16 protein-coding genes and 1 pseudogene are annotated in these 16,118 nt (G+C 65.5%); 13 read left to right on the forward strand and 4 right to left on the reverse strand.

The genetic code is table 11. The features are described 5' to 3' along the window. Window positions 1-10: 10 nt before the first annotated feature. From dpgB to dpgD, 3 genes are read left to right on the forward strand one after another with little or no spacing between them, the layout of a single operon-like run. Window positions 11-706, forward strand: a complete 696-nt coding sequence (gene dpgB / locus OG322_RS21700; protein WP_266411772.1) for an enoyl-CoA-hydratase DpgB — start codon at window positions 11-13, stop codon at window positions 704-706. After that, a complete protein-coding gene (gene dpgC / locus OG322_RS21705; protein ID WP_323179824.1) occupies window positions 703-2,040 on the forward strand; it encodes a (3,5-dihydroxyphenyl)acetyl-CoA 1,2-dioxygenase DpgC in 1,338 nt (445 codons plus the stop codon). Before dpgB ends, dpgC begins: the two co-directional genes overlap by 4 nt. A 23-nt stretch (window positions 2,041-2,063) precedes the next feature. Continuing rightward, window positions 2,064-2,843, forward strand: a complete 780-nt coding sequence (gene dpgD, locus OG322_RS21710; protein WP_266411774.1) for an enoyl-CoA-hydratase DpgD — start codon at window positions 2,064-2,066, stop codon at window positions 2,841-2,843. 124 nt (window positions 2,844-2,967) lie between these two features. Here dpgD and OG322_RS21715 read toward each other — a convergent pair whose 3' ends face one another. Together OG322_RS21715 and OG322_RS21720 are read right to left on the reverse strand one after the other, a co-directional pair. Continuing rightward, window positions 2,968-4,053: a prephenate dehydrogenase gene (locus OG322_RS21715; protein ID WP_266411775.1), complete on the reverse strand. Its 1,086-nt coding sequence runs from the start codon at window positions 4,051-4,053 to the stop codon at window positions 2,968-2,970. A gap of 414 nt (window positions 4,054-4,467) precedes the next feature. Beyond that, window positions 4,468-5,285 (reverse strand): IS5 family transposase gene (locus OG322_RS21720; RefSeq protein WP_266411776.1). Its coding sequence is split into 2 segments (ribosomal slippage): window positions 4,468-4,946 and window positions 4,946-5,285, totalling 819 coding nucleotides; the frame shifts between segments, so codons are not numbered across the junction. A 412-nt stretch (window positions 5,286-5,697) separates the two neighbouring features. Between OG322_RS21720 and OG322_RS41615 the strand changes: the two are divergent. The 4 genes and pseudogenes from OG322_RS41615 to OG322_RS21735 all read left to right on the forward strand — a co-directional run. Then, a pseudogene (locus tag OG322_RS41615) lies at window positions 5,698-5,888 on the forward strand (IS630 family transposase); the annotation flags it as partial. 611 nt (window positions 5,889-6,499) lie between these two features. Continuing rightward, window positions 6,500-7,075, forward strand: a complete 576-nt coding sequence (locus OG322_RS21725) for a hypothetical protein (protein WP_266411777.1) — start codon at window positions 6,500-6,502, stop codon at window positions 7,073-7,075. Window positions 7,076-7,082: 7 nt separating this feature from the next. Next, window positions 7,083-8,372, forward strand: a complete 1,290-nt coding sequence (locus tag OG322_RS21730) for an MAB_1171c family putative transporter (RefSeq protein WP_266411778.1) — start codon at window positions 7,083-7,085, stop codon at window positions 8,370-8,372. Between the two features lie 23 nt (window positions 8,373-8,395). Further along, window positions 8,396-8,845, forward strand: coding sequence for an NUDIX domain-containing protein (locus tag OG322_RS21735; protein WP_266411779.1), 450 nt, complete (start codon window positions 8,396-8,398; stop codon window positions 8,843-8,845). Window positions 8,846-8,862: 17 nt separating this feature from the next. Here OG322_RS21735 and OG322_RS21740 read toward each other — a convergent pair whose 3' ends face one another. Continuing rightward, window positions 8,863-9,726: a helix-turn-helix domain-containing protein gene (locus tag OG322_RS21740; RefSeq protein WP_266411780.1), complete on the reverse strand. Its 864-nt coding sequence runs from the start codon at window positions 9,724-9,726 to the stop codon at window positions 8,863-8,865. Window positions 9,727-10,419: 693 nt separating this feature from the next. On the opposite strand from OG322_RS21740, the gene OG322_RS21745 reads away from it, so the two are divergent. From OG322_RS21745 to OG322_RS21755, 3 genes are all read left to right on the forward strand, one after another. Continuing rightward, window positions 10,420-11,478, forward strand: a complete 1,059-nt coding sequence (locus OG322_RS21745; RefSeq protein ID WP_266411781.1) for a ParB/RepB/Spo0J family partition protein — start codon at window positions 10,420-10,422, stop codon at window positions 11,476-11,478. Between the two features lie 214 nt (window positions 11,479-11,692). After that, window positions 11,693-12,061, forward strand: coding sequence for a transposase (locus OG322_RS21750; protein WP_266411783.1), 369 nt, complete (start codon window positions 11,693-11,695; stop codon window positions 12,059-12,061). Continuing rightward, complete coding sequence (locus tag OG322_RS21755; RefSeq protein ID WP_266411784.1) at window positions 12,058-12,471, forward strand: transposase; 414 nt, start codon at window positions 12,058-12,060, stop codon at window positions 12,469-12,471. Before OG322_RS21750 ends, OG322_RS21755 begins: the two co-directional genes overlap by 4 nt. A gap of 1 nt (window position 12,472) precedes the next feature. Here the strand turns inward: OG322_RS21755 and OG322_RS21760 are convergent, their stop codons facing one another. Beyond that, a complete protein-coding gene (locus tag OG322_RS21760; RefSeq protein ID WP_266411785.1) occupies window positions 12,473-12,946 on the reverse strand; it encodes a hypothetical protein in 474 nt (157 codons plus the stop codon). Window positions 12,947-13,838: 892 nt separating this feature from the next. On the opposite strand from OG322_RS21760, the gene OG322_RS21765 reads away from it, so the two are divergent. From OG322_RS21765 to OG322_RS21775, 3 genes are all read left to right on the forward strand, one after another. Next, entirely contained in the window at window positions 13,839-13,991 is a 153-nt protein-coding gene (locus OG322_RS21765) for a hypothetical protein (protein ID WP_241200006.1), read from the forward strand. 84 nt (window positions 13,992-14,075) lie between these two features. Next, on the forward strand, window positions 14,076-14,702 hold the full coding sequence (locus tag OG322_RS21770; RefSeq protein WP_443066597.1) for an RNA polymerase sigma factor: 627 nt from the start codon (window positions 14,076-14,078) through the stop codon (window positions 14,700-14,702). Then, window positions 14,699-15,802 carry a CU044_5270 family protein gene (locus tag OG322_RS21775; protein ID WP_277426227.1) on the forward strand — a complete coding sequence of 368 codons (1,104 nt, stop codon included), beginning with the start codon at window positions 14,699-14,701 and terminating at the stop codon, window positions 15,800-15,802. Before OG322_RS21770 ends, OG322_RS21775 begins: the two co-directional genes overlap by 4 nt. Window positions 15,803-16,118: the final 316 nt, after the last annotated feature.

The following is a 16,118-nucleotide window of genomic DNA, read 5'->3' on the forward strand; positions in this document are numbered from 1 at the left end:
AAATGGGACCGTGGTGACCAAGGCCGCAGCCCAGAAGAACGTGGACGACCAGGTGTTGCGAATCGACGGACGCCAGAGACTGTCGGCTGAGCAGGTGGCAGCTGTCGCAGCGTTCTGCGACAGCGTCGAGGACCGAGCAGAGCAGACCAGGGGCATCGTCCACGTGTCCGGCGCGCCGGTAGGGCAGCCGCGGCCCGGAGATCTGACGGTGGCCTTGGTGAGCAAGTGGGAACGCGCGCTGCGCCGTCTGGAGCGGCTGCCCGCGGCCACCATCGCGATCGCCGACGGCGACTGCGGGGGCCTGGCCCTGGAGGCGCTGTTGGCGACCGACTATCGGATTGCGACTGCCTCCGTATGCCTCACGGTGCCCGTCGAAGACGGGGCCACCTGGCCGGGAATGGCGCTCTACCGTCTCGCGCAGCGGGGACCGAACGCCGCCGTGATCCGCCGGGCGGTGCTCTTCGGAACACCCGTCGAAGCGGCCGATGCGCTGGCCCTGAACCTGGTCGACGAGCTGGCGGACGACGTGGCGACCGCCCTGGCCCTTGCGCGCGAGCGTGCCGGGGCCATCTCGGGATCTGAACTCGCCATCCGGCGACAGCTGATGATCGACGCACCGACCACAAGCTTCGACGACGCTCTGGGCGTTCACCTGGCCGCTTGCGATCGCGCCCTGCGCCGAGCCGCTGGCGAGGTGACCTCATGAGCACGGCTGAACTCCGAACGGAACTCCACGACGTACACGCGGACCTGGAAGCTGCACGTTCGGCGCTCGCCGAGGCCGCAGCGCGCACGGACCAACTGCTCGCGAGCTTGCCCGAGCCGGAGCAACGAACATCGTCGCAACGACTCGTGGCCACGGCGGCGATCGGTGCCACTCGGGCGCTGCGGGCCGCCTTCCTGGACACCCATGCCGACGCCGTCTATGAAGAACTCACCGAGGGCCGCACTCGGTACCTTCGGGTGGACGAACTGGTCGAGGCCGCAGCCACGGCGTTCCCAGGCCTTGTGCCCGACGCCGAGAGGCTCGAGGTCGAGCGCGTCCGACCGCAGGCAAGTAAGGAGGGCCATGAGATCGACCAGGGCATCTTCATCAGCAGGGCCCTGCGCTCGCGGCTGTCCGGCCCGCACCTGATCGACGCCATGCTGCGCCCGACGCCCAGGGCGCTCGCCCGGTTGCCGGAGTTCACCAAGGTGGGCACCGCAGATCTGGGATCCGTCAGGCTGGAACGCGTCAACGGTACGGCCCACTTGACCATGTGCCGCGAAGACTGCCTGAACGCGGAGGACAACCGGCAGATCGAGGACATGGAGACGGCGGTCGACCTCGCTCTGCTGGACCCTGGTGTGGAGGTCTGTCTGCTGCGGGGCGGCAAGATGACCCACCCGCGCTACCGCGGCAAGCGAGTGTTCAGCGCCGGCATCAACCTCAAGTCCCTACACGGGGGTAGCATTTCCCTGGTCGACTTCCTGTTGCGACGCGAACTCGGGTACATCCACAAGATCCTGCGCGGACTGCTCGTCGACGACGGCGCCGCCTGGCAGGCGAAGACCGTCGAGAAGCCCTGGGTTGCTGCGGTGGACACCTTCGCCATCGGCGGCGGTGCCCAGCTCCTGCTCGTCTTCGACCACGTGATCGCGGCGTCGGACGCATTCGTCAGTCTTCCCGCGGCGAAAGAGGGGATCATTCCCGGCGCTGCCAACTTCCGTCTGGGCAGGGCTGTGGGATCCAGGCTCTCCCGGCAGGTTGTCCTGGAAGGCCGCAGGATATGGGCGGGTGAGCCCGATGCACGGCTACTGCTCGACGAGGTTCACGAGAACGATGACCTGGACCTCGCGATCGAGCGCAGCATCGAGCGGCTCCGGGGCCCGGCGGTGGTTGCCAATCGGCGGATGCTCAACCTGGCAGAGGAGCCGGTGGATGACTTCCGCCGCTACATGGCCGAGTTCGCGCTCCAGCAGGCACTTCGGCTGTACAGCGCGGACGTGCTCGACAAGGTGGGACGCTTCTCAGCGGCCAAGGAGGCGAGCCCGCGGTGAGCGGACCGCAGGAGCCACACGTCATGTACGAGAAGAAGGACCACGTCGCCCGGGTCACGTTCAACCGTCCGGCTGTACTCAATGCCATGGACTTGCGGATGCACGCGGAGCTGGCTGACATATGGGACGACGTCGAGGCGGACGACGAGGTTCGGGTCGTGGTGCTGACCGGGGCGGGCGACCGCTCCTTCTCGGTCGGACAGGACCTGCGAGAGCGAGCTCGCCTAGATCGGGAAGGGGTGCCGCGGTCGACCTTCGGGAGCCGCGGACAGCCCGGCTGGCCGCGGCTGACCGAGCGGTTCAACCTGACCAAACCAGTGATCGCCAGGGTCAATGGTTACGCGCTAGGTGGGGGATTCGAGCTGGCACTGGCGTGTGACTTCGTCATCGCATCCGACCAGGCGGTGTTCGCTCTGCCGGAGGCCCGGTTGGGGCTGGTCCCCGGCGCTGGCGGGGCCTTCAGACTGGCCAGACAGATCCCTCTGAAGGCTGCGATGGGCTACCTGCTGACTGGCCGCCGTATGACGGTGCAGGTCGCGCAGCAGTTCGGTCTGGTCAACGAGGTGGTTCCACCTGAGCAGCTCGACGACTGCGTGGATGCGTGGACTGGTGACTTGCTGCGCAGTGCCCCGTTGGCTGTCCGGGCCATCAAGGAGGCCGTGATGAGTTCGGTGGACATGCCCCTGGAAGAGGCGTTCACCACGGCGTACGAGTGGGAACAGCGCCGTCGTCACAGCGAAGACGCCATCGAAGGTCCGCTGGCCTTCGCCGAACAGCGCGAACCTCGCTGGCAGGGCCGCTGAGGAGACCGTGCTCCAGCGCCTGCGGCGCTGTCCTTCATGGGCGGCGCCGTAGAGCTGTTTCTACGCTTAGGGGAACCCCGTGGGAGGATCGGGCCGCTCGGCTTGTCCGCAGCGCGCGCCGATGTCAGTGTGAGACTGCCCAGCCGCCCGCGCCCAGCAGACGGGCCAGCTTCGCGGCCGAACCTTGGTGCACGTGGAGTTCGACGAGCCCTTGGCCGTGCCCGGGAGAGTGCTCGATGCGGATGTCCTCGATGTTCACCCCGATCTCACCCACGGCCGTGAACACTCGGGCCAACGACTTCGGTTGATCGGGAATGGCCACGGTCACTGTGGAGAGATCGACGAGCGTCGTACCTGGTTTGTGCTCGATGCGGGTGTGCCCCTGGTTGCCGCGTTCGAGTAGCTCCTCCACGTCGTCCGTCGCGCGCTTCTGCACCTCCGGATCGCCAGCGGCCAGGGCGCGCAGCGCGGCGATGGCCCTATCCAGGTCGGCTGCGTACGCGTCGAGGACGTCCGCCACCGCCTCGGCGTTGGTGTTGAGGATGTCCCCCCAGAGCCCGGGATCCCCCGCTGCGATGCGGGTTACATCCCGCAAGCCTTGCCCTGAGACACGGATGCTCGCCTCTGTGGCGTGGGTGAGTTGAGCCGCCATCAGCGAGGAGACCAGGTGTGGGGCATGAGAGGTGAGAGCGACGGCGCGGTCGTGCGAGACGGCGTCCATGATGACCGGAGTGCCGGCGCACAGCGTGACCAGCTCCAGGGAGTAGTTGACGACCGACTGCTCGGTCTGTGTTGAGGGAGTGAGGACCCAGGGTCGGCCTTCAAAGAGATCGGCTCGAGCAGCCAGCGGGCCGGAGCGTTCCGTGCCGGCGAGTGGGTGTCCCCCGATATAGGTGGACAGGTCGGTGCTCGCCGCCCGCATCTCGTCGTGCGTGCGCGCCTTGACACTGGCGACATCTGTGTAGGCGCGTGCGAGCCCAATGTGCTGCAGGCGCGTGAGCACCGGGGCGATATGTGCCGGGGGCACCGCAAGCACGGCGAGGTCCACTTGCTCGTCCGGTGCCTGGAAGAAACCCGCGCCCATGGCTTCGGCGGTCCTGGCCGCCGTGCTGTTGACGTCGTCCAAATGAACCGACACACCGGTGCGGGTGAGGGCGAGTGCGATAGAGGTGCCTATCGCGCCGGTGCCGATGACCGCGGCACTCTTCATCGGCCGCGGCCCTCAGGAGCTGGCGTACTGGCTCGTGACGCGAAGTTTACGGGCGCGATGCTGGGTACGAGCATGTTGATCCCCTTCGAGAGCCGAGGCGGCTCGGGCACTTGGCCCGGCTCGCTGCGTTACACGAGCAGGACGGTTCACAGATATTCCATAGCGATGGCTCATGGCCGGGCTGCCGAAGCTTCCCTGAGCGAGCGCCGGAACGTTTCAAACGGCCAAGAGCCGGCTGTCAACTGAATATTGCAGGCCGCTCGGCGGCGTTGTCAGCACCGGAGTGCAGTGTGCCCGGAGGGCGCCTAACCCACTCTTTCGGACGCGGGTGGACCGTGGAGACTCGCTCCAGTTTGCCATCAAGTAAGGCTCACGGGAATGAAGTGCCGCCGAACGTAGTACTAAGAGGATGTCTCACGTGGCGAGCTTCGCGAGTCTCTTGTAGCAGGTGAGGGCTGCGGCGAGGCCGAGAAAGGCGAGGAAGTGGCTGCCTTTTCGTTCGTACCGGACGGTGAGGCGTCGGTATCCGAAGAGCCAGGAGATCGACCGCTCGATCTTCCAGCGGTGCTGGCCGAGCCGCTCGCCGGACTCGATACCGGGGCGGGCGATCCGTGCGATGAGGTTGCGGCCGCGGAGCCAGCGGAGGTGCTCGGCGGAGTAGTACGCCTTGTCCGCACGGACCTTCACCGGCTTCCTCCGACGTGGTCCGCGCCGGGACCGGACGGCGGGGATGCCGAGAATCAACGCCTTGAACGCTTGGCTGTCGTGCAGGTTGGCGCCGGACACCGCCACGGCCAGCAGCAGGCCCTGGGCCTCGGACAGCACGTGGAGTTTGCTGCCCTTCTTACCGCGATCGACCGGATTCGGCCCGGTCAGCGAGCCCCCCTTTTTGCCCGGACCGACGCGGCATCGACGATCGCGGACGACCAGTCCAGCTCACCCCGGGCGCCGAGTTCGTCCAGCACCGCCCGGTGCAGCCTGCGCCACAACCCGGCCTCGGTCCACACCGTGAACCGGCGGTGCGCGGTGGCCGGTGAGACACCGAACGACTCCGGTAGATACCGCCACGCACACCCACTCGTCAGCACGTACACCACGGCCGTGAACACCGCCCGCTCGTCCACCGGAGCCGTACCACCACCCTGCGGACGGGACGTGAACCTCGGCAACAACGGAGCGGTCAGCTCCCACAGTTCGTCCGGCACCAGCCGACGCGACAGATCAGCACCCACGATCCAACATCATGCCGCATCAGCGGAACAGCCACGTGAGACATCCTCTTAAACCCACGGCCTGGTAAGTGAGTTCGCTGCCGTGCTCGACTCCCGCGGCACCGCCTTGCTGGCATGCTGGCTCGAACGGCTCCCTGCCTCCCACCTTGGTTGGCCTGGCCGACGCCATCCGCGAGGACCAACCCGCGGTCGTCGGCTAGGGCAATCACCACCCTGTTCTACTCCGGTGTCAACGACGACCGCGTCGCCGACCTCAAGCTCCAGAAGTGGATCATGGTCGGAATGCCCAGGAGTTCTACTGCCCCGTCGCCGCATCATTCTCATGACTCTGCTCCGACGCCAATTCCCGGAGCAGAGGGGGTATATCTCAACTTTACGAAAGCTTGCCAGGGCCAAATATGGCCGTACGCCGACACGCGCCATGCGGCAGCTGATCGACGCCCGATTATGACTGATCATCTACCAACTACGCACCTACGCCCCCGTGTTCAACCCGGTTGAGGACGTGTGGTCACACCTGAGACCTGCTGGTCAACCTCGCCAGACACAGTCCCGACCGGCTCACCCGCACTGGTGGAGACCCGCCGCAAACGGATGCAGTAGCCACCCGGGCTCATCGATGGCCTCATCGCCAAGACCGGCATCGGCTTCCAGTCGAGGCAACCTGAGCCATTGAAGATCTCTACAGTAGTGACGGCCAATGAATGACCTTATCCCGGGGCGCTGCTGTTTCTGGTTAATAAGCGCATGGGGCAGACCATTGCATCAGGCGGTGAAACATTCCTTTTTTCCTCCGCTTTGGGAGGGGTGGGCAGGAGTTGGTGCAGTTTGGTCATGTATTTCCCGTTGGGTTCCAATTCCGGTTGACTATGTTTTTGGCCAAGTTTTCTCGGCCTCGCTGAAAAATCTGCTTCCTGTCACCGCTGCTACATGCTTATCGTGGCCACCATGTTCGTAGGTCCAGCCCGCAGGCCGTAGGTGTAATTGGGGGGAGGCGCTTAGCGCGATACTCGGTGGGGCGTCGCAGTCCGTCCGGACTCTGGCCCCATTCTTGAAATATGCTGGCAAATGGGACGCGGTCGGGCCGATAGGGCCAGGCGTAAGGTCTGTGCCCTGCCCCCTTTCGGGGAAAAGGGGCAGGGTATTGTTCGGGGGATGACTGTGGCGAGGCTTGGGGGTGAACGATGACGCGGGCGTCGAAGGAAGAACGTGGCGTGGGGCTTATGAACAGAGCTCTCGACCAGATACGGACCCGGCGTAAACAGCGTCTGCTGCGGCGTGAGACCGAGGGCCTGGTGGCCTCTATGCCGATCCCGCGGCCTTTCGATCTCGATCAGTTTGTTGCGAATATCGAGCAGGCTCGAGGTCGGCGCATCGTTCTGAAGCCGATGCCGGCCCATCTAGCCAATCTCACCGGATTTTGCGGTCTTTGGATCAGGCACGATACCCGGCCATTCGACCTGATCCTTCACCTCAAGGGCGGTTCGCCCTCACACGAGCTCCAGATACAAGTGCATGAGCTCGTCCACCTCTGGGCGGAGGATGCCACCGGTGTCGTTGGTACCGACGAGGTCCTGCGAGACCTCACACCAGCGCGAGTCGAGCAGCTGGTAGCCGCTGGCCAAGCCGCCGGACGGCGCCGCTACGACACCGCGATTGAGAAGCGCACCGAGGACGCGGCCTCCCTCATCAGCCAGCGAGCCAACAGCTCCAACCTGATCGAAGACTCCGTGGCCCGACGCCTCGCCGAAGACTTCGCCTACCCGTTCAGTAGCGATACCCCGCTTTAAGGAAGCCATGACCGTGACCGATGCGTTCGCCTACGCGATCGCAAGCATTCTGCTCATTCAGGCCGTCCTGAGAGTCAAGTCTGCCTGGAGCGGGCGCCGTCGCGAGCGTTCACTGTGGGGTGCATTCGCCGCACTTGCGGTGAGCTGGTTGTGCCGAACATCGACTGCCAACGATCTCCTGGATGCGACGGGCATCCTCGATCTCGGCTTCCTGGTCAAGCACGCCACGGCGATTGTAGGGATCTGCGTCCTGCTGCGCTACGTCACTGCGGTCTACACGGACGCCGATCGCGCCGTAGGCGCGCGACGTAGCGCCCGCGTATCCGCCGTCGTCCATCGGGTTGCCACGCGCGCCTCGGGCGGCACGATCGCCGTTATGGCGGCCGTGTTCATTTTCCTACTGAACCCGCCGGACACCAGAACCCTGTTCTTCCTGGAGCGCCATGAAGGAGATCTGGGCCTGCCGATCTACATGGGTCTGTTCTACGTCTACATGGGTGCCGCCGCCGCGGTCTGCGCCGTCCAGTGGGGCGGCGCAGCCCGAGTAACTCCGATTCGGTCGGTCCGTATAGGCATGATCCTTATGTCCTGCGCGATGGTCCTGGCTGTGCTCTACGTGCTGCTGCGTACCGCCTTCGTCGTGACGATCACTGTTACGGCGGTGTCCGACAGCACCAGCCAAGCCCAGGAGACACTTACCGATTCCTTGCTCTACCTGTTCTCGCTACTCTGGGGGATCGGCGCCATTGCGCCCGTCAGCCGAGCGGGGGCCGAGCGATACCGGGCGGCCCGCAGCCTCCTCTCGCTGCACTGGCTCTGGAGGGAGTTGGCGATGGCCGCACCTGACGTCGTCCGCTACCGGCCCAGCCGGCTCTTCGCGCGTCTGCCGTTCGGCCAGGCCCTCGATACCTTCCGTGACGTGTTCGCGAGCCCTGATGCTTCCTTGCTCGTGCGGCTCAACCGTTTCACGGTCGACATCCGCGACGCGATCTTCGAACTGCAGCGACGAGCCCCGACAGGCCTTGCCGAGCAGGCCCGCGACCATGCGCAGGGCACGCCGAATGGCTTCCAGGACACCGAGATCCAGGCCGAGGCGCTGTGGATCCGTTCAGCCCTGTTGTGCGGGGGCCCTGCAATTTCCGGCAAGCCAGGCGGTCCAGCACCGTACCCCTTCGACCCCGGCACCGACTCACGGCACGAAGTGCAGCACTTGCGGGCTGTGGCTGCTGCGTACAGGCGCATCCGCAACGCCGAAGCCCGCGCCCTGCTGGCCAGCACCACTGCCAACTACGCCTGATCTCCAGACGCAAGGAGTCACTGGTGAACGCCAGCCCTGCTCAACCGACCATGTCGGCTGCCGCCGTCCTGACCAACGGCGATGGCGAGTACCTCATCGTCAAGCCCGGATACAAGCACGGCTGGAACCTGCCAGGCGGCCGAGTCGACGAGGGCGAGACACCCAGACAGGCATGTACGCGTGAACTCAAGGAAGAACTTGGTATCGACCAGACACCCGGGCGCCTCCTGCTGTCCGCCTATGTGCACACTTCGGATGGTCCGCACATCTACTGGGTGTTCGACGGCGGAACGCTCACCACTGAGCAGCAGGAAGCGATTGTGCTGCAGGAAAGTGAACTCACCGCATTCCGCTTCAGTGCCCCCGGCGAGATCTCTCCGGACGAGATCCCGCCGTCACGCAAACCCCTGTGGGACGCGGCGCTCGGTGCACTCACAGACGGCGGTACAGCTCACCTTGAGGTGGTCGGCTAGGGAGGGCCTATCGGGGGCTACGTCGGCATGTTGTCCGCATCGGTGCCGAGGATCTCCGCCATGGTGTCGCTGATGAACTCCCGGAGCTGATCCCGCGCTTCCTGTGAAATCTCCCTCTCTCCGCCGCGCGCGGCCATGACAGTGAACTGACTGCGCACGGCGCGTGCCGAGACGACCAGGCGGTCGATCTCCGGATCGCTGCTACGGAAGAACACCGGAGGGACGTCGAAAGCCAGAGCCAGGGCATCGAGAACGTCATCCGGGGCAGTCGGCAGCGTACCCGCGCGCAAGTCCCTGACCAGGTCCTCCGTCAGGAGAGACCTGCCACTCTTACGGTTGCCGTCCGAGGCGAGGGCTGCGTCCAGGGGCGCAGTCCCGCGGTAGATCTCTGTCTGCAGGTACTTGATCTTCTCGGCAACAGTGTTGACGACCTGTGGCGACGTCTTCTTCACAGCAGGCACGCTGTGGCCGAACGATCGCTTCTGTGCCGCCAACAGTTCGGTGCGGGTGACCTTGTAGGCGGCTGCCAGCGCCGTCACCGCCTCATCGGATAGTGCGCGTTTCCCCTGCTCGGCTGCACGGATTGGCATCGGCGACGTGGTGTTGGTGTAGCACGTGGTGTCCGACTGTCTCATGCCGGCGTCGCAGCGCAAATCGGCGAGATTGGGCGGCTCCAGCCGCGGAAAGAGCTCGTCAAGTTCGGCCCCGACCAGCGCAGCGATCGCCGGCAAACGCTCCTGCGGCGGCGTGGCCAGGTGGTTTTCCCAGCGGTAGACGGCGTTCACCTTGACGTTCAAGCCTGCGGCCAGATCGGCCTGCGACAGGCGCTTGGCCACGCGGCGATCGCGCAGCTTGCTGCCGTCGAAGACGCGGTCGGGCATACAGGAACTCCATGAGGTTGGCGCAAGGAACTCTGACCACCTGATTGAATCACTCAAAGGCGATGGTGTAACCTTTCGGTGATCTGCGAGGCGGGTGGTCTACGCCTCAATCGCTCAATCCGTCCACTGTAGAGCGACCTGCTTCTCGGGGGGAAGCGGGTCGACCTTTTTGGCGAAGGTGCGAGGCTGCGTGATGGCCGGGCTCGGCCGTGCGCGATGTCAAAGGTCGGGTCGATGGTGCCAGTGTTGGTCGCCCTTGCGTATGCGTGAGAGGCGTCACCAGTGCAGGTCGTATCAAATCGTAGCCAAGACCGAATGAAGAGCAGCCAGTTCTGGAATGTTGCTTGACTGTGACCAAGGGGGCAGGGTGGTATCAGTGGCCATTCTGAGGGGGGATGGCGCCATGGGCGCGTTTTATCAGCATGTTGCCGTAGCTGGCTTGGTGGATGCTACGGGCAAATAACGCACACGCTTCCGATCGCTGCTGCCGCAGATTTTTTTGACGGCTGGAGAAATCGTTGGCCCCATATATTCAGGCCAAGGCGAATCTATCGTCACTCGCGACTAATTCGCCTGCTGTCACGGCCCCGGTGGGTGTCGAGCGTGAAGGAACTCGTCTGTAACAACTCAAACTGACAGGATCAGGGTCGCGAGACGCCAGATTCTGATCGCATATCTACGTGGGGGATAAGCTTGAATCGTCACATTGTTGCCGACCTCATCGAAACCACGCGGACCGATCGCGTCGTCAGTCTGACCAAACCGACCATCGCCGGAAGGGGCGGTGAGCGAGTGATCATCTCGGTTCCCATTTCCATGCTCCTGCCCGGTGAGTCTCCGCGCCTGGAAGGGCAGGAAGCGGATCACGTCGCCCGTTTAGCGGAGCTGGACGTACCGCTTCCGCCGATTCTCGTGGATCGACGCAGCATGCGCGTCATTGACGGTATGCATCGCCTCATGGCTGCCCTCCTGAAGGGCGATGAAACGATCGATGCTGAGCTTTTCGAAGGCACCACGGAGGAGGCATTTCTGCGGGCTGTCGAGGCGAATGTGACGCATGGCCTTCCGCTTTCTCGTGAGGATCGTCGAGCCGCGGCCGCGCGGATAATCGCCTCTCATCCAGAGATGTCGGACCGGGCGATCGCGCGCGCGGCAGGATTGGGCGCGAAGGCGGTCGCTACGGTGAGGCGAACGGCACTCGAAACGGCGCCGCTTGGCGCGCGTGTCGGCAGAGACGGCAAGGTGCGTCCGCTAAGCAGCGTGGAAGGCCGGAGGCGGGCCGCCGAGCTGATTGCCGAGAACCCGCAGGCATCTCTGCGCGAGGTGGCGCGGCACGCTGGAATCTCGCCGGCGACAGTGAGCGATGTCAGGAAGCGCCTGATGTCAGGCGAGTCGCCAGTGCCGGAACAGCGAGCCGGCACGTCCCACTCTGGTGCTGATCAGGCTGAATCAGCCGATCGATCGCAGTCGGGCGAGCAGCGCACCGGGCAGAAGATGCGGCTCGTGCAGCCAGCCCCCGCCTCACTAGTGGAGAAGCTTCTGCGCGACCCATCCTTGCGTCACAAGGAGGAGGGGCGACACCTTCTGAGGGTTCTCCAGCAAAACGCACTCGGGGATCAGGGGTGGGCCAAGCTGGCCGCCGCAGTTCCATCGCACTATGGGGACTTGGTCGTCGACCTTGCAAGGCAGTACGCAGAGACCTGGATGGAGTTCGCGAAGGAACTCGACGGCCGAATCCAGAAACGTCGGTGAGACGCCTCAGGCTTGGCTGTGAAAGCGGGTCGGGTTACGGGTACTACAGCCGGAGATCTTGTGACCGTGTCCTGTCATGCTCGTTGACCGGGTCATGATGGCGGATGTGACGGCTAAAGAGCTCGTAACACGATCTTGTTGATGTTGGCTGGTGGGGCGTTACCGGTGTGACGATTCGGCCGTTCGTGAGGGTGTGGGTACTCGACCGTGGATCGTGGACGATGAGTTGTGGGCGTTGATCGAGCCGTTGCTGCCGCCGTGGCCGGAGCGGTCGCCGGTGTCGGACCGGCTCTGCCTGCAGGGCATCCTGCTCGTCCTCTACAACGACATAGCCTGGCAACTGCTGCCTCTGGAGCTGGGGTTCGGCTCAGGGCAGACGTGCTGGCGTCGCCTGGACCGGTGGCAGAAGGCAGAGGTTTTTGACCGGTTGCACCGGGTCCTGCTCACCGAGCTGAACGCGGCAGGCGAACTCGACTGGTCACGCGCGTGCGTGGATGGCTCCCACAGCCGCGCGAAAAAGGGGGGCCCGACACCGGTCCGTCGCCGGTCGACCGGCGGAAGACGGGCAGCAAACACCACTTGATCTGCGACGGACGCGGCACCCCGCTCAAGGCCATCACCACCGCGCCCAACGTCAACGACGTCACACAGACCCTCGCCCTGGTCGACGGCATCCCACCCGTCGCGGGCCGCCCCGGCCGGCCCCGTCGACGACCAAAAGCCCTCCTCGGCGACAAGGGCTACGGCTCCAACGCGCACCGCGACGAGCTGCGTCACCGACTGATCCTGCCCGTCATCTCCCGCAAGGGATCACCCAACATCAAAGGCATCGGCAAGCTCCGCTACGTCGTTGAGCAGACCTTCGCCCTGCTCCACCACTTCAAACGCCTCGCCGTCGGACTGCAGATCGCGAGCGGTGCACGACATGCGGCGGGCTGGACGGATCAAGCCAATCTCGATTGCGTACAGCGGCACGTTCAGTCTCCTCGGTGACTCAGTACAGGGAAATTGGGCCGTCGGGAAGCCAGCCCTCGACGTATCCGAGGGCAAGGAGAATGACGCCCTCCGGGGAGATCATGCGTCGGTGCTGGGCGAGATCTCGTGCGCCCCATCTCGCGTGATGCGGCGACATCGCCACGAACGACGCCGAGTCCCCGGCGCTGACGCGCACGATGAATACCTGCGAAACGGTCGGTCGGTCCCGTTCCCAGCAGTCCTTCATACTCGTCTTGTGGATGCCGAGTACGCGGCCGTACTGCGGATTATCGATACGGAGTCTTGTCGAGAGGAATTGAGTGGTCGCCGCCCGGAAACTGACATCTGGATCGACCGGGAACTGGGGAACGGTCCAGCCGCCGCAGCAGCTTCCGCACAGCATCAGTCGATTCTCGTCGTCCAGCAGGAGTGCGTAGACGCGACGCTCGGCCCATGTGGTGGAGGGCGGGAAGGTGGCGCGGTTCGTGGGCATACCCGCAGCCTGCGGGTATGCTATTTCTATAGCAAGGCGTGGCCGTCGTATGGGTGAGTCAAGGGGTAGCTTCAGGGGGCGGCAGGCTGTGCGGAGGGTTCAGGCTGGACCGTCTGGGTCGGCCCGCACAAGCCTGGCGCCCCATCCCGCCTGACCTGGACAAGCCTGGCGGAGCGTTCGGAATTCGGGGCTGACTCGTTCGCAAGCCCGCCAGTAGCCACGCTCTGACCTGCGGCGACGTAATTTCCCACAGACCCCACGAAGGCGTGGGCTTGGAGGGAGCCTTGCTGAAGACCCGGTGGACGGGTCATCGCCAAGGGCTACAAGCCCGCTGGTCGGACAGGGTGTGGCGCCTTCTGCGATCCTGCTGGGGCAGGCGGCGGGACATACCAATGACCGATCAGGGACAGCCTAGCGGATTCATCCCTGCGAAGGGCCTCCCCATGGGGTTGGCGGCATCGGACGCCGTGCGCCCGCTCCTGACCTGCTATTTCTGTGAGCCTGGGGTCCTCCGGTAGGGAGGCGCTGCCTGCCCGGCCATGCGGCGCGCATGGCGGCTCCCCGCCTTCCCGTCTCCCTGATGTCCATGCTCAACTGCGCAACGTCCAGCGAAGGCGTTTTCGGTGGTGATCGCGGAGTCGGCGGTATCTCCTCCGGCAAGGGCGCAATCTCGCAGCGTTGCTCTCCGTCCTGATCGCCGGGGCGCCGACCGTGCTGGGCCTCACCCTGTACCCGTGCTCACGGTTCACCCGGCAGGCCTGTCGGTGGCACACTTCGCCGGCCGTGTGGCGGGACGTATCTGTGACGGCGGCCGCCGTGGCGCCGGTCCTCTGTCTGTTATCTGTGGGGGTGTCTCCTCGCCCTTTTCCTCGAAGGCCAGGGAAAGGGCGAGGTGCGCGGGCGGGGGCGCCCCGAGGGTGTGCCGATGCTCGTCGACCGCAGAGGCGACTTCATCAATCCGGCCCTCGCCGCCCCGTTGCCGATCGCGCTCGCTTGCGCCCTCGTCGCCACCGTCCTTCACCGTGAGCGGCGCACGACGAGTTGATGACGCATCACGGACACTTGGAGTGTGACGTGGGTCACTGGAACTTGTGAGGGTGGGCGGACAAGACAAGACGTGAACTACTCGATGCATGTCCGCATTCGCGCGGGAGATCCTGATGCCTTCAGGGAGCTCTTCCGTGACTACGCGCAGCTGGTCTACCGGCACGCCGTGCGTAATACGGGGAATTGGGCCGTGGCCGAGGACGTCGTGTCGTTGACCTTCCTGGAGGCGTGGCGGCTGCGGGAGAAGTTGCGGGACGAGGGGGAGAGCCCCCGGCCGTGGCTGATGGGGATCGCGGTCAATGTGCTGCGTAATACGGGGCGCGCGGCCCGGCGCCATGACCGGGCCCTGGCGCGGCTGCCCCTCCGGGACGTACTGCCGGACTTCGCCGACGAGTTGGTCGGGCGGATAGCGGATTCCGAGGAGTTGGCTGCGGCGAAGGTCGCGCTGGGGAAGCTGCGGCGGTCCGAGCGGGAGGTGTTCGCGCTGTGCGTGTGGTCAGGTCTCGGTTACGCGGAAGCCGCCGAGGCACTGGGAGTGCCGGTCGGGACGGTGAGATCGCGGCTGTCGCGGGCGCGGATCCGGCTGCGCAAGCTCACGGACGGGGAGCTGTGGCGCTCACGAAGCAGGGCGGAACCGGTCGGGGTGTGCGGACAAGTACAGGGTGACCGCATCGCAGCGGTCCGGTCGAACGAGGAGAGTGACCGATGATTCGCGCCCCTTGGCGGCGGCGAAAGCCGCTCGACCGTGTGGAGCTGGCCCGGCTGTTCCCGGGGCCGGGCGATCCGGAGCTGCCTCAAGACCGCTTGACCACGCTTGAGGAGCACTTGATGAACGAGATTCAGCAGCACCAGGCGCGTCAGCAGGCTGAGTTGCGGCAGATCCCGGTCTTTCCGCCGCCTCCGGTAGTGGAGCGCCGGTCCCGTCGCAAGGTTGCGTTGATCAGTGCGGCGGTCGCGGTGGCCGTGCTGGCCGGTGTGGTGGGCGTCGGACGGCTGGGGCTCGGGCAGGGAGGCGGGGGCGGTGCGGAGGCCTTGGTGCCCGCCCCTGTCGTGCGGGTGGTGCCGGGGACGACGCGGGGGCTGGGCGGCACGGTGGACCGGATCTCGGTGGCGGCCGGCAAGGATGCGCTGCCGGAGCCGGGGCCGGGGCAGTTCATTTACGTCAAGAGTCAGGTGTCATGGCTCGCTTCGGAACACAACCTCAGCACCGGCGAGGAGAAGACATGGGTGCAGAAGCTGCATCCGCGCGAGGTGTGGATGTCGCCGGACGGACGCAAGGGCTGGCTGATCGAGGCGGACAACGGCACCACCTCGAAGGAGGGCATGGATCTGGACAGCGACGTCGAGCCCCATCTGTCCGCGCCCAGCTACGACTACCTCAAGACCTTGCCCACCGACCCGGACGCGCTGCTGAAGAAGATCTATGCCGAGACCGAGGGGCTGGGCAATGGAAGGAACCAGGAGGCCTTCACCGTCATCGGTGATCTGGTGATGGAGCAGTTGATGACACCCGAGCTGACTGCCGCCCTGTACCGGGCTGCCGCGAAGATTCCGGGTGTGGTGCTGGTGGACGAGGCGAAGGACGCGGAGGGGCGGAGCGGAATCGCCATAGCGCGGGTCGACGAGGAGGCGGGTGAGCGCACGGAGTGGATCTTCGACGCGAAGTCGTACGACTACCTCGGTGAGCGCACGGTCCGGATTCGGGAGGCCGACGGAATAGCGGCCGGCACCGTCACCGCGCGGACCGCGATCACCCAGCGGGCCGTGGTCGACGAGATGAAGGCGCTGCCGGGGACGGGCAAGGCCTAGGCGGGGAGGGGGTGAAAGTGGCAAGGATGGGAGGTAGCCCCTGTGACAGGGGGTGGGGTGATGGGGAGGCTGCCCAGGCACCCAGGCACCCCAGACACTCCAGGTGCCGGGTGATCTCTTGACGGGGTGCGGGCGCGGGCATAGCGTCACGAAAGCCCTGAGCAAGCGCTTAGAAAGGTCGTTCGTGTCGCACACCGACCCGACTCCAGCCACACCCGCTCCCGAGCCTGCTGAAGGGGCTGAAGAGCCCGCTGCCGCTGCCGAATTCGATTCCGAGCCTGGTGCCGCCCCCGCGCCCCGGCCCCTCGCCCCCGCC

The sequence above is a fragment of the Streptomyces sp. NBC_01260 genome, assembly GCF_036226405.1.
GTDB classification, from domain to species: Bacteria; Actinomycetota; Actinomycetes; order Streptomycetales; family Streptomycetaceae; genus Streptomyces; species Streptomyces laculatispora.